This window comes from Salipiger bermudensis (assembly GCF_019801965.1).
GTDB classification, from domain to species: Bacteria; Pseudomonadota; Alphaproteobacteria; order Rhodobacterales; family Rhodobacteraceae; genus Salipiger; species Salipiger bermudensis_A.
In genome coordinates this window covers 682,547-694,448 of the sequence record NZ_JAHVIA010000001.1, presented here as the reverse complement: position 1 = coordinate 694,448, position 11,902 = coordinate 682,547, and the positions used below count along the sequence as shown (strand labels likewise).

The following is an 11,902-nucleotide window of genomic DNA, read 5'->3' as shown; positions in this document are numbered from 1 at the left end:
GTCGCTTAGGTTGAACGAAAGTGAATCCGAGTCTAGAAAATCAAGAACCGCGGTCCGCGATCGGCCCGCCACTTGATGTTCGGAACGTCGCCTTGATCATCAGTCATCGGCACAAGTTCATCTTCATGCATTCGCGCAAGACGGCGGGCAGCTCCGTCACGGCAGCGCTCAACCCGTTTCTCGGTCCGCACGACATCCAGCTCGGAGCCTGGCCCGAGACGATCGCCGGCGGAGGCCGCTTCAATCGCAAGGCGCTTCTGGTGGCGATGTCGGATCCCCGATTGCTCTGGCGCCGCTCCGCCGCGCACTCGCGCCAGTGCGGCCGCCTCGCTGTGTCTCCCGAGGCGGTGAATCGCATCACCAAGCATCACTTTTGCAACCGTCACGGCTTCAGCCACGGGGCGCATGCGCGGGCCAGCGAGGTTCGGGCCTTCGACCCCGACGCCTGGGACAGCTATTTCACGTTCGCCATCGTTCGGAACCCCTGGACCCACGCGGTCTCGGATTATTGCTGGCGGATGCATCTCTGCAAGCAGCCGAATGTGAGCTTTGCGGACTATCTGCGCCGGCTGGCGGATCCGGAGCGACCCGACCCGGAGGGGCTGCGCCCGCCGCTGATGTCCAACTGGGAGATCTACGCCATCGACGATGAGATCGCGGTCGACAGGGTGGGGCGCTACGAGGACCTGTCGGAAGAGATCGCGGCCTTCGGCGCACAGCTCGGCCTGCCGTTGGCGCTGGGAGGGCATCGCGCCAAGGCGGGGATCCGTGACGCGCGCAAGTCCCCGGCCGAGTATTACGACGCGGAGAGCGTCGAGCTGGTGCGCGACATCTATGCCCGCGAGATCGCGGCCTTCGGCTACGCGCCGCCGTTCTGAGCCGCAGTCGGAGGGGAGGGCGCGCGCGATGGGCATGGCTCCGCGCATCGCCGCAGCGGGGGGCGGACGCCGCCTTGTGGTCACGCCCCCGACACGACAGAGTGAGGGCAAAGACAACAGGGGAGGAGCAGTCCCATGCAGGTTTCACGACGTCATCTTCTTGCCAGCGGCGGTGCGCTGGCGCTTCTCGCGGCCTGTGGTGGAGGCGCCACCGTCTCGACCCCCTCGGGCGGGCTGGCACCGGATCTGCTGCCGCAGCCAAACCCGGGCTACGACGCCTGGGTGGCATCGTTCCGTGGCCGCGCGGCTGCGCGGGGCATCAGCGCCGGGACGCTCGACGCCGCCTTCCGCGGCGCGGGCTACCTTCCGGGCGTGGTCACCCGCGACCGCAGCCAGACCGAGTTCACCCGCACGCTCGAGGATTACCTCGCCATTGCCGCCTCCGAAGAAAAGGTTGCGACCGGGCGCGCAGAGCTGCGCCGCAACATGGCGCTCCTGCGCGAGATCGAAGGGCGCTACGGCGTGCCGCCGGAGGTGGTCACCGCGGTCTGGGGCATGGAGAGCAATTACGGCACCCGCCGGGGCGACATTCCGGTGATCTCCTCGACCTCGACGCTGGCCTATGATGGGCGCCGCGGGGAGTTTTTCGAGGCGCAGCTGATCTCCGCCCTGCGCATCCTCGAACGCGGCGATACCACGCCCGCGCGGCTTACCGGGAGCTGGGCCGGTGCCATGGGGCACACCCAGTTCATCCCGACCACCTACCAGGATTACGCCGTCGATTTCCGCGGTGACGGACGCCGCGACATCTGGTCGGAAGATCCTACCGACGGGCTCGCATCGACGGCAAACTACCTGTCGCGCAGCGGTTGGCGCCGGGGCGAGCCCTGGGGGCTCGAAGTGCGCCTGCCGGCAGGCTTCAGCTCGGGGCTGACCGGGCGGGGGGTGCGCAAGTCATCGTCGCAATGGGCGGCGCTCGGGGTGTCCGCGGCCAATGGCGGATCGCTGCCCGGCGGCACCGGCTCGGTCCTTGCGCTGTCTGGCGTGACCGGACCGGCCTTCCTGGTGTTCCGGAACTTCAACGTCATCCTGCGCTACAACAACGCCGAGAAATACGGCGTCGGCGTCGGGCATCTGTCGGACCGTCTGGCCGGCGGCGGGCCGGTGCGCGGCACCTTCCCGCCGGATCGCTATGGCTTCACGATCGACGAGCGCAAGGAGCTGCAGGCGCTGCTCAACCGTGCGGGCTACGATGTCGGCACGCCGGACGGCGTGTTCGGATCCAAGACCGAGGCCGGCATCAGCGCTTACCAGGCACGGGCCGGGCTGCCGGTGACCGGCCAGCCCTCGCAGGCCCTGCTGGCGCAGCTGCGGCGAGGCTGACGGCGGTCAGCCGAAGAGGCTGCCGAAGAAGCTCCAGAGCTTGCCGAAGACGCTGTCAGGGCCGTCGTCCTCTTCGTCCTCCTCCTCCGCGGCGTCTCGATCGCCGTGGGCGTGGGGGCCCCATTGAAACAGCGAGGCGAAGAACTCCGACAACGCCTCGTGCTCCCGGTGATCTTCCGAGGCCTCCTCGTCTGTCGCCTCCTCCTCCGCGGCGTCCTCGCCGGGGGAGGAGAGGTCGGTCTGCGGTGGTTCCGGCGACTCGTTTTCCTCCTCCTCGATGTCGTCCACCGGGGCCTCCGGCGCGGTATCGTCCACGGTGGCATCCGGTGCGGGCGTGTCTTCCGTGGCCTCGGGGGCGTCCTCGGTCTCGGTCTCCGTCGGGTCTTCGTCGGATGGGGACCAGATCGTGTCGCCCTGCGCGAGGCTGACATCGGTGATCTCGCCGCCAAACGTGCTGCGGGTCACGACGGCGCTGTCGCCAAGAAGCGCGGGCAGGCGCTCGACATCCGCCGGCACGACGCCTTCGCCCTCGATCAGCGTCGCTCCATCCTTGTCGATATACATCTGCCCGGTCTCGTCGATGCCGACGGTCCAGGTCGCGGTCTCGCCGGCGACCAAGGCATCCTCGGCCACGACATAATGGGTCACGCCGTCCTGCACGATCTCGAGCATCATCGCGGAGCTCGGGCCGAGCTGGCCGAAGGTGATGGCATTGGCGCCACCGCCGCCATATTCAAACACGGTCTGGCCGTTGCCCGCGGCGAGATCATCGACCCTCAGCGTGGCCTCGAACTCGAAGGCGCCGTCGATCTGCGGCAGCTCGATGGCGTCGGTCTCCCCTTCGGCATCGTCTTCGCTCGAAGGCGTATCGGCGGCGGGCTCCTCGCCTTCCTCCACGGCGTCCGCAGCGGGAATGCCGAGCGCGGCGAGCTGCGCCGGGGTGCTGACGGCTTCCACCGAGACTCCAACGAGGGTGATCGCCTCGCCGCCGGGGAAGCTCAGCACCGCGTCGCCGCTGCCGTCACCGATGGTGTCGCTCACCGTCACGTCGGCGGTATCGACCGGGTTGCCGTCCCAGTCGGTCAGGGCGGAGACGTCGAGCGCATCGCGCGCGAGGTAGCTGCCATCGTCCTGCAGCTCCGGCGCGGCGAAGCCGGTGACGCTGTCGAGCCCGCCGTAATCGGCCAGCGCGATGGTATCGTTTCCGGCGCCCAGCAGCACGCGCTCCACCGCGTCGAAGACCAGCGTCGAGCTGCCATCGCTGACGCTGCCGCTCTTGGGATCCGCCGAGCGCATGTCGATGCGCAGCCCGTCGGTCACCGCCGACAGGTCGAGTAGGTCGCCCTCGGTTTCGTCCATATCCTCGGCATCGACGGTGTCGTTGCCGAAGCCGTTCTCGATGTGGAAGGTGTCGTCGCCGTAGCCGCCCCAGAGGTAATCGTCGCCGGCGCCGCCCCAGAGCGCGTCATTGCCGTAGGAGCCGCGCATCCAGTCGTTCCCATCGCCGCCGATCAGCGTGTCGTTGCCCTCGTTGCCTTCGAGATGGTCGTCGCCGGCACCCCCCTCGACATAATCGTCGCCGGTTTCACCGTAGATCGAATCCGCGCCGTCGCCACCGATCAGGGAATCGTTGCCCTCGTTGCCGTAGATCACGTCATCGCCCGCGTCGCCGAGGAGGGTGTCGGCGCCCATGCCACCGCGCAGCGTGTCCGCGCCGTCGCCACCGGTCAGGGAATCGTCGCCACCATAGCCCAGCAGGCTGTCATCGCCGGCGCCGCCTGAGAGCGTATCGGCCGCGTCATTGCCGTCGATCAGGTCGTCACCTGCGGAGCCCGCGGCGAGTTCGAAGAGGCCGAACTCGCCCGGCGTTCCGAGCGTCGCGTCGCCGCCACTGTCTTCGCCGATGGTGAAGCTGTCTGCGCCGTCGAAGAGCGTCAGGAATGCGCCGTCTCGGGCGAAGGTGATGGTGAAGCTCTCGGGCAGGGCGGAGAAATCGAGCATGTTGCTCTCGGCCCCGGTTGTCACCGTCGACCAGAAACCCGGATCGTTCCAGTTGTCGAGCGTTACCAGAAAGATCGCCATCGGACCGCCTTCACCTCACAAAACCACCAAAGACCGGGCTGGCCCGGGTCTTCCGCGCAGTGATGCGCTCCGAATTGTCGAAAATTAGGGGGAAATTGCGCTGGAAATGCGGCGAACAGCGCAGGGCCCCGGGCCTGCGCGGCTCAACGCGCCTTCTTGGCGCGGCGCAGCAGGATGTCGCGCTTCACCTTGCTGAGGTGGTCGAAGTACATCTTGCCGTTCAGGTGGTCGATCTGGTGCTGCACCGAGGTCGCCCAGAGCCCGACGAAATCGCGCTCCTCGATCTCGCCCGCCTCGTTGAGAAACCGCACGGTGACGGCGCGGGGGCGCTCGATCTTCGCCCAGACGCCGGGCAGGTTGGGGCTGGCCTCGTCATGGCTGCGCAGCTTGACGCTGGCGTGCAGGATCTCGGGATTGGCCATGCGCACCGCTTGGCCGCGCTCCTCGGAGGCATCGACCACCGCGAGGCGCAGCATCACGCCGATCTGCGGCGCGCCGAGGCCGACGCCGGGCATCGCCTCCATCGTGTCGATCATGTCGTCCCAGATGGCGCGGATCTCGTCGGTGATCGCCTCGACCGGGGCGGCGGGGCTGCGCAGGCGCTTGTCGGGCCAGGGGATACAGGTGCGGGCGGTCATTTGTTGCGCTCGTAGGCGTGCATGAGATCGGCGGCGGTGGTCGGATCGAGCCGGTCGAAATGCACCAGCCCGTCGAGATGATCGTATTCGTGCTGTGCCACAATGGCCTCAACGCCCTCGAATTTGCGCTCCTGCCGCTCGCCGTTGAGATCGGTATAGGCCATGCGGACCCAGACCGGGCGCGTCACGGAGGCGGTGATGCCGGGGATCGACAGGCAGCCCTCGTCGCCTGAGGCGGTTTCGTCGGAGACGGCGAGGATCTGCGGGTCGATGCAGGCGAGCGGCGTCATGTCGCCCTCCTTCCAGCCCGCATCCATCACGAAGACCCGTTTGAGCACGCCCACCTGCGGGGCGGCGAGGCCGCGACCGGGGGCGTCGTACATGGTCTCGAACATGTCGGTCACCAGCTCGGCCACTGAGGCGGGATCGCCGACCTCGGCGCAGGGCTGCTTGAGCTTGGGGTCGGGCCAGAGAAGGATCTCGCGCAGGGCCATCGGGGTCTCCGCTTCGGGGAATGTCTCAGAGATAGGCGCGGCGGGCGCGCCGGCCAGAGCGCGGCAGGGCGGCGATCACGCGCGGGCGCGGTCGCGCTTGAGCTTGACCATCTTGCGGGTGATCATCTGGCGCTTCAGCGGCTTGAGGTAGTCGATGAAGAGCTTGCCGTCGAGATGGTCGATCTCGTGCTGCACGCAGGTCGCCCAGAGGCCATCGAAGGTCTCGCGCTTGAGGTTGCCGTCGCGGTCGAGCCACTCGACATCGACCACCTTGGGGCGCTCGACCTCGGCATACTGGTCGGGGATCGACAGGCAGCCTTCCTCGTAGGTGTTGCGCTCGTCCGAGGATGCCACGACCTGCGGGTTGAACATCACCAGCGGGCGCGGCTCCTCGCCATCATCGGCCTTGGCGCAATCAAGCACAATAAGCCGGTCGAGCACGCCGATCTGCGGCGCCGCCAGCCCGATGCCGGGCGCGTCATACATGGTCTCGAGCATGTCGTCGGCGAGCACGCGGAGCTTGTCCGAAAGATCGGACACCGGCGCGCAGATCTTCTTCAGGCGCGGATCGGGGTGGATGAGGATCGGGCGTTTCATGCGCCTCATCTATGCACAACGGCGTGAGCGCGCAAGTCGCGCGGACCGGGTGCGGCGCGCGAGGGGTTGCGCTCGGGGCGGGGCGCGGTAGCGTGCGGCCCGCCACCACAAGCAAGGACCAAACCGCATGACCAGCCGTTTCGACGAAGTGATCGACCGCGTCGGCACCCATTCCGCCAAGTGGGACAAGATGGAAGACATCTATGGCGTCTCGCCCGAGGGTGGGCTGGCCATGTGGGTCGCGGACATGGATTTCCGCCCGCCGGCCTGCGTGCAGGAGGCGCTGCAGGCGATGCTCGATCACGGTGTCTACGGCTATTTCGGTGACGAGAGCGACTACCTCGCCGCGATCCGCTGGTGGATGGCCGAGCGCCACGGCTGGGCGGTCGAGGACGCGTGGATCACCACCACGCACGGGCTGGTCAACGGCACCGCGCTCTGCATCGACGCCTTTACTGCGCCGGGCGACGGGGTGGTGTTGTTCACGCCGGTCTACCACGCCTTCCACCGCGTCATCAAAGCGGCCGGGCGCGAGGTGGTCGAGTGCCCGCTGGTGATGAAGGACGGGCGCTACGAGATGGATTTCGCTGTCTATGACGCGCAGATGACGGGGCGCGAGCGGATGCTGGTGCTGTGCTCGCCGCACAATCCCGGCGGCCGGGTCTGGAGCCGCGAGGAACTGCAGCAGGTGGCCGACTTCGCCAAGCGCCATGACCTGATCCTGGTGTCGGACGAGATCCACCACGACCTGGTGATGCCGGGGCAGACCCACATCCCGATGGCGCTGGTCGATGACAGCATCTCCGACCGGCTGGTGATGCTGACCGCGACCACCAAGACCTTCAACATTGCCGGCTCGCATACCGGCAACGTCATCATCGCCGATCCGAAGCTGCGCAAACGCTTCGCGCAGTGCCTCGCGGCGCTGGGGATGTCGCCCAACAGCTTTGGCCTGGTGATGGCGACGGCGGCCTATTCGCCCGAGGGCGCGGCCTGGGTCGACGAGCTCTGTGCCTATCTCGACGGCAACCGGAAGATCTTCGACGAGGCGATCGCGGAGATCCCTGGGCTGCGGTCGATGCCGCTCGAGGCGACCTACCTTGCCTGGGTGGATTTCTCCGACACCGGGATGGCGGCATCGGAGTATACCGCGCGGGTCGAGCGCGAGGCGCGGATCGCCGCCAATCACGGCCCGGCCTTCGGGACCGGCGGCGAGAGCTGGCTGCGCTTCAACCTCGCAACGCCGCGGGTCCGGGTGGAAGAGGCCTGCGCGCGGCTCAAGGCGGCCTTTGCCGACCTGCAGTGAGGGATGGCGTCGGGGGGAGGAGGGGCGCTGCCCCTCTGGCGCGCGGGGCGCGCCATTCACCCCGAGGTATTTTTGAACCAGAGAAGGGGCGGGGGCTCACTGGGGCCGGAGGCGCGTCGGTGCCGGTGTGCTCGAGGAGCGGTCAGGCGCGGGGCGGGCGGCCCTTGTAGATCGGGATGTGCCAGCCGAAGGCCAGCGCGGTGCCGCGCAGCACGAAGGTGAAGATGGCGCCGATCAGCGCGGCCTTGCCGGGCTCGATGCCCGAGGCATGGGCCGCGAGCAGGGCGCCGGCGCCGCCGAGCGCACAGGTGGCGTAGGGCTCGCCCTGCTTGAGCACAAGCGGCAGCTCGTTTGCGACCACGTCGCGCATCAGCCCGCCAAAGCAGCCCGTCATCACTCCCATGACGAGGATCACCGAGACCGGCGCGCCCGCGGCGAGCGCGATGCCGGCGCCGGCGGGGACCGCCACCGACAGCGCCAGCGCGTCGAGCCAGAGGATGGCGCGCTGCCGGCTTTCCAGCCGGTGGGCGGTGAAGAACACGACGATGGCCGCGCCACAGGCCACGGCAAGATAGGTAGGGTCGGCGATCCACAGCACCTCGCGGCGCAGCAGAAGGTCGCGCAGCGTGCCGCCGCCGACGCCGGTCAGGCAGGCGAGGAAGGCGAAGCCCACCACGTCGAGCTGGGCGCGGCTGGCCACCAGCGCGCCGGTCAGGGCGAAGATCAGGACGGAGGCGTAATCGAGGAGTTCGAGCGGGCTCATCGCGGCCCGCCCTCAGGTGCCCTTGCCGGGCTTGAACGGCGCCATGCCGGCGCGGGCGAGCTCGTCGGCGCGCTCGTTCTCTGGGTGGCCGGCGTGGCCCTTGACCCATTCCCAGGTGACGTCGTGGCGGCGCTGGGCCTCGTCGAGGCGCTGCCAGAGCTCGGCGTTCTTCACCGGCTTCTTGGCGGCGGTTTTCCAGCCGTTGCGCTTCCAGCCGTGGATCCAGCCGGTGACGCCGTTCTTCACGTAGGCGCTGTCGGTCACCACGGTGATGCGCGAGGCGCGGGTCAGCGATTCCAGCGCGTTGATCGCCGCCAGAAGCTCCATCCGGTTGTTGGTGGTGTCGGGTTCGCCGCCGCTGAGTTCGCGCTCCTTGACGATCTCCTCGCCATTCATCGCGCGCATCAGGACGCCCCAGCCGCCGGGGCCGGGATTACCGGAGCAGGCTCCGTCGGTGTATGCAAAAAGATCAGTCATGGGCGAGGACCGATATCCATGTCGAGGCGCTGCCGTCAAGGCCCCGTCCCTCGCCGCGGGTCACCGCACCGATGCTGAGGCCGACATCACCGAGCAGGGCGCGCAGATCCTCCTCGGTATAGAAGGTGTAGAAGCGGCCCAGCCGGTCGCGGCCCTCGCCGGTGCCCTCCTTGAGCGACAGGCCCAGCAGGCCGCCGGGCTTCAGCGCGCGGGCGATGGCGGCAAGGTGGCGGGGCATCTCGGCACGCGGGGCGTGCAGCAGGCTGAAGCTGGCCCAGATGCCGTCGTAGCGGGCGACCGCGTCGAGATCGTCGAAGCTGCCCTGCCGGGCGTCGACGCCGTGGCTGGCGCGGGCCAGCGCCACCATCTCGGGCGAGGCGTCGAGCGCCTCGACTGTCAGGCCCGCCTTGGCCATGTGGCCGGAATCGTGGCCCGGGCCGCAGCCGAGATCAAGCACGCGCGCGCCCGGGGGAAGCTGCGCGATGAAGGCGGAGAGGGTCTCGAATGGCGCGTCGGGCTGCAGATTGGCGTAATCGCGGGCGCGGGCGGCATAGACCGCGAGGGTCTGTGCGTCGCTCACACCAGCACCCCGACCAGCAGGCAGGCGACCACGGCGGCGGTGACCGGCAGGCGCAGGTGCATCCACCATCGCGGCGCCAACCCCCATCGCCAGAATTGCCAGTCGAGCGCCAAGAGGCCGAGGAAGCCGAAGATCAGGTTCATCCCCGCCGAGACCGGTCCGCCGCCGGCCATGAAGAAGGCCCAGAGCGCCGGAATGACCGACAGTGCGTAGCAGACCGGGGCCTGCCGCGGGTCGGCCTTGGTGGCGAAGCCCCAGAGCACGCCGGACATAAAGGCGAGGATCACCGTGCCGTAGGCGAGCTGCACGTAGGGGCCGACGAAGCGGCCGCCGACGGTGCCGTAGGCGAGATCGTAGGCGCTGTCCGACAGCAGGGTCAGCACGCCCCAGAGGAACGGCAGGACGCCCGCGGCGGTCAGCAACAGGGCGCTGCGGGGGACGGTGCGGCTCATGCGCGCTCCATGGCGAGGCGGCCGGCGAGCAGCGCGAAGATCGCCGCGAAGGAGCGGTTGAGCCAGCGCATGGCGCGCTCGCTGCCCAGCAGCCAGTCGCGGGCGCGGGCGGCGAAGAGGCCGTAGAGCACGAAGACCGCGAAGGTCATCGCCATGAAGACGCCGCCAAGCAGCATCATCTCGGCCCGCGCGGTCTCGGGGGCGCCCGACAGGAAGGGCGGCAGCAGGGCGAGGAAGAACAGCGAGAGCTTGGGGTTGAGGATGTTGAGCAGGGCGCCGCGGCGGGCGGTGCGGGGGCCGCTCTCACGCCGGGGCGAGGCGGTGACCGCCAGCGCGCCGGTGGCGCGCAGCGCCTGTACCGCGAGCCAGAGCAGGTAGAGCGCGCCGGCGAGCTTGACGGTGGTGAAGAGCAGGGCGGAGGTGTGCAGCAGGGCAGCGAGCCCGAGCATCGCGGCGGCAAGGTGCGGCACGATCCCGAAGGTGCACCCGAGCGCCGCCCAGATCGCGGCGCGGCGGCCCTGGCCGAGCCCGATCGCGAGCGTGTAGATCACCCCGGCACCGGGGGCGAGCACCACGACCAGCGCGGTGAGCAGGAATTGCAGGCTCAGCATGGGATCCTCCCTTGGACGGCGGAAGGGTTTCCCATTCGGCGCGGGCTGTCAACGCCCGCAAGGCGCCCGTTCGGGAGCGACGCTCAGGCCGGCACGCGCAGCACGCGCGGCACCTTGAACTCGACATTCTCCTGCGCCGTCTCGACCATCTTGACGGTGACGTCGAAGCGGTCGCGGAAGGCGTCGATCACCTCGTCGATCAGCACCTCGGGGGCGGAGGCGCCGGCGGTGACGCCGACCGAGGAGATCCCCTCGAGCGCGCGCCAGTCGATGTTCTCGGCGCGCTGCACCAGCTGTGCGTAGCTGCAGCCGGCCTTGCGGGCGACCTCGACCAGCCGCTTCGAGTTCGACGAGTTCGGTGCGCCCACCACCAGCAGCGCGTCGCAATCGGGGGCGATGGCCTTGACTGCTTCCTGGCGGTTGGTGGTGGCGTAGCAGATGTCTTCCTTGTGCGGGCCGACGATGGCCGGGAAGCGCGCCTTCAGCGCAGCGACGATGTCGATCGTGTCATCGACCGAGAGCGTGGTCTGGGTCACGAAGGCCAGTTGCGCGGGATCGCGCACCTCGACATGGCCGACATCCTCGACGGTTTCGACCAGCAGGACCTCACCCTCGGGCAGCTGACCCATGGTGCCGATGGTCTCGGGGTGGCCGGCATGGCCGATCATGATCATCTGAAGGCCGTTCTCGTGGTGCCGCGCGGCCTCGATATGGACCTTGGAGACCAGCGGGCAGGTGGCATCGACATAGACCATCTCGCGCCGCGCCGCCTCGGCCGGGACGGCCTTGGGCACGCCGTGGGCCGAGAAGATCACCGGACGGTCCGGCGGGCAGTCCTCGAGCTCCTCGACGAAGACCGCGCCCTTGTCGCGCAGCCCGTCGACGACGAACTTGTTGTGCACGATCTCGTGCCGCACGTAGACCGGCGCGCCCCATTTCTCGAGCGCCATCTCGACGATCTTGATCGCCCGGTCGACACCGGCGCAGAAGCCGCGCGGGGCGGCGAGGTAGAGGATGAGCGGATTCTTCATTGGCGTCTCCTGTTCCTCTCCGAGGTAATGCCTGCGGGCGCTGCCGTCGACCCCTTCGGCAAGCCTGACGAAGCTGTGACTTGATGGTAGCGGGGGCTGGCGGAATAGTTGCGCGGCGCGACGGGGAGGACGAGATGAAGCGGATTGCGATCGGTGTGGGGGCGGCGGCGCTGCTGGCAGGCGGCTGGGCGCTGGCCCAGATGGCGGCGGAGCCGGTGCCGGGCCTGTTTCCCTATACTGATGCCGAGCGGGTCGCGAATGGCGAGAGGCTCTATGCCGTGAATTGCGCCGCCTGCCACGGCGCGCAGCTAGAGGGCCAGCCGGACTGGAAGGAGCGCGATGCCGACGGCTTCCTGCCGGCGCCGCCGCACGATTCCACCGGCCACACCTGGCACCATCCCGATGCGCAGCTCCTGGCCATCGTCACCCACGGCACCGAGGCGATGATCGGTGGCGATTACCGCTCCAACATGTTGGGGTTCGGCGAGATCCTCAGCGAGGACGAGATCCTCGACGTGATGGCCTATATCAAGAGCACCTGGCCGGACGAGGTGGTCGAGATCCACAACGACATCAACGCCCGCGCCTCGGTCTACCAGTAGCGCCCGCG

14 protein-coding genes are annotated in these 11,902 nt (G+C 68.7%); 4 read left to right on the top strand and 10 right to left on the bottom strand.

Going from position 1 to position 11,902, the window contains the following annotated elements:
* The first annotated feature begins 92 nt into the window (after positions 1–92).
* Positions 93–878, top strand: coding sequence for a sulfotransferase family 2 domain-containing protein (locus KUV62_RS03350; protein ID WP_222602249.1), 786 nt, complete (start codon positions 93–95; stop codon positions 876–878).
* Positions 879–1,013: 135 nt separating this feature from the next.
* Positions 1,014–2,261, top strand: a complete 1,248-nt coding sequence (locus KUV62_RS03345; RefSeq protein WP_222602248.1) for a lytic murein transglycosylase — start codon at positions 1,014–1,016, stop codon at positions 2,259–2,261.
* Between the two features lie 6 nt (positions 2,262–2,267).
* Here the strand turns inward: KUV62_RS03345 and KUV62_RS03340 are convergent, their stop codons facing one another.
* The 4 genes from KUV62_RS03340 to def (KUV62_RS03325) all read right to left on the bottom strand — a co-directional run bounded on the left by KUV62_RS03340 (position 2,268) and on the right by def (KUV62_RS03325) (position 6,072).
* On the bottom strand, positions 2,268–4,343 hold the full coding sequence (locus tag KUV62_RS03340) for a calcium-binding protein (RefSeq protein ID WP_222602247.1): 2,076 nt from the start codon (positions 4,341–4,343) through the stop codon (positions 2,268–2,270).
* A gap of 143 nt (positions 4,344–4,486) precedes the next feature.
* A complete protein-coding gene (gene def, locus KUV62_RS03335) occupies positions 4,487–4,981 on the bottom strand; it encodes a peptide deformylase (protein WP_222602246.1) in 495 nt (164 codons plus the stop codon).
* The gene (def, locus tag KUV62_RS03330; RefSeq protein WP_222602245.1) at positions 4,978–5,475 is read right to left on the bottom strand and encodes a peptide deformylase; all 498 of its coding nucleotides are present in this window, start codon (positions 5,473–5,475) and stop codon (positions 4,978–4,980) included. Before def (KUV62_RS03330) ends, def (KUV62_RS03335) begins: the two co-directional genes overlap by 4 nt.
* A gap of 75 nt (positions 5,476–5,550) precedes the next feature.
* On the bottom strand, positions 5,551–6,072 hold the full coding sequence (gene def, locus KUV62_RS03325) for a peptide deformylase (protein WP_222602244.1): 522 nt from the start codon (positions 6,070–6,072) through the stop codon (positions 5,551–5,553).
* Between the two features lie 127 nt (positions 6,073–6,199).
* On the opposite strand from def (KUV62_RS03325), the gene KUV62_RS03320 reads away from it, so the two are divergent.
* The gene (locus KUV62_RS03320) at positions 6,200–7,378 is read left to right on the top strand and encodes a MalY/PatB family protein (protein ID WP_222602243.1); all 1,179 of its coding nucleotides are present in this window, start codon (positions 6,200–6,202) and stop codon (positions 7,376–7,378) included.
* Between the two features lie 142 nt (positions 7,379–7,520).
* On the opposite strand, the gene KUV62_RS03315 is transcribed toward KUV62_RS03320, so the two are convergent.
* From KUV62_RS03315 to ispH, 6 genes are all read right to left on the bottom strand, one after another.
* Positions 7,521–8,141, bottom strand: coding sequence for a trimeric intracellular cation channel family protein (locus KUV62_RS03315; RefSeq protein WP_222602242.1), 621 nt, complete (start codon positions 8,139–8,141; stop codon positions 7,521–7,523).
* Positions 8,142–8,153: 12 nt separating this feature from the next.
* Positions 8,154–8,618 (bottom strand): ribonuclease HI, encoded by a 465-nt coding sequence (rnhA, locus tag KUV62_RS03310; protein WP_222602241.1) that lies wholly within the window; start codon positions 8,616–8,618, stop codon positions 8,154–8,156.
* Positions 8,611–9,198, bottom strand: coding sequence for a class I SAM-dependent DNA methyltransferase (locus KUV62_RS03305; RefSeq protein WP_222602240.1), 588 nt, complete (start codon positions 9,196–9,198; stop codon positions 8,611–8,613). Before KUV62_RS03305 ends, rnhA begins: the two co-directional genes overlap by 8 nt.
* Complete coding sequence (locus KUV62_RS03300; RefSeq protein WP_222602239.1) at positions 9,195–9,650, bottom strand: DUF3429 domain-containing protein; 456 nt, start codon at positions 9,648–9,650, stop codon at positions 9,195–9,197. The genes KUV62_RS03305 and KUV62_RS03300 overlap by 4 nt, the downstream gene beginning before the upstream one ends.
* Entirely contained in the window at positions 9,647–10,261 is a 615-nt protein-coding gene (locus tag KUV62_RS03295; protein ID WP_222602238.1) for a LysE family translocator, read from the bottom strand. The genes KUV62_RS03300 and KUV62_RS03295 overlap by 4 nt, the downstream gene beginning before the upstream one ends.
* Positions 10,262–10,344: 83 nt before the next feature.
* Positions 10,345–11,292: a 4-hydroxy-3-methylbut-2-enyl diphosphate reductase gene (gene ispH, locus KUV62_RS03290; protein ID WP_222602237.1), complete on the bottom strand. Its 948-nt coding sequence runs from the start codon at positions 11,290–11,292 to the stop codon at positions 10,345–10,347.
* 134 nt (positions 11,293–11,426) lie between these two features.
* Between ispH and KUV62_RS03285 the strand changes: the two genes are divergently transcribed.
* Entirely contained in the window at positions 11,427–11,894 is a 468-nt protein-coding gene (locus tag KUV62_RS03285) for a c-type cytochrome (RefSeq protein WP_222602236.1), read from the top strand.
* The last annotated feature ends 8 nt before the right edge of the window (positions 11,895–11,902 follow it).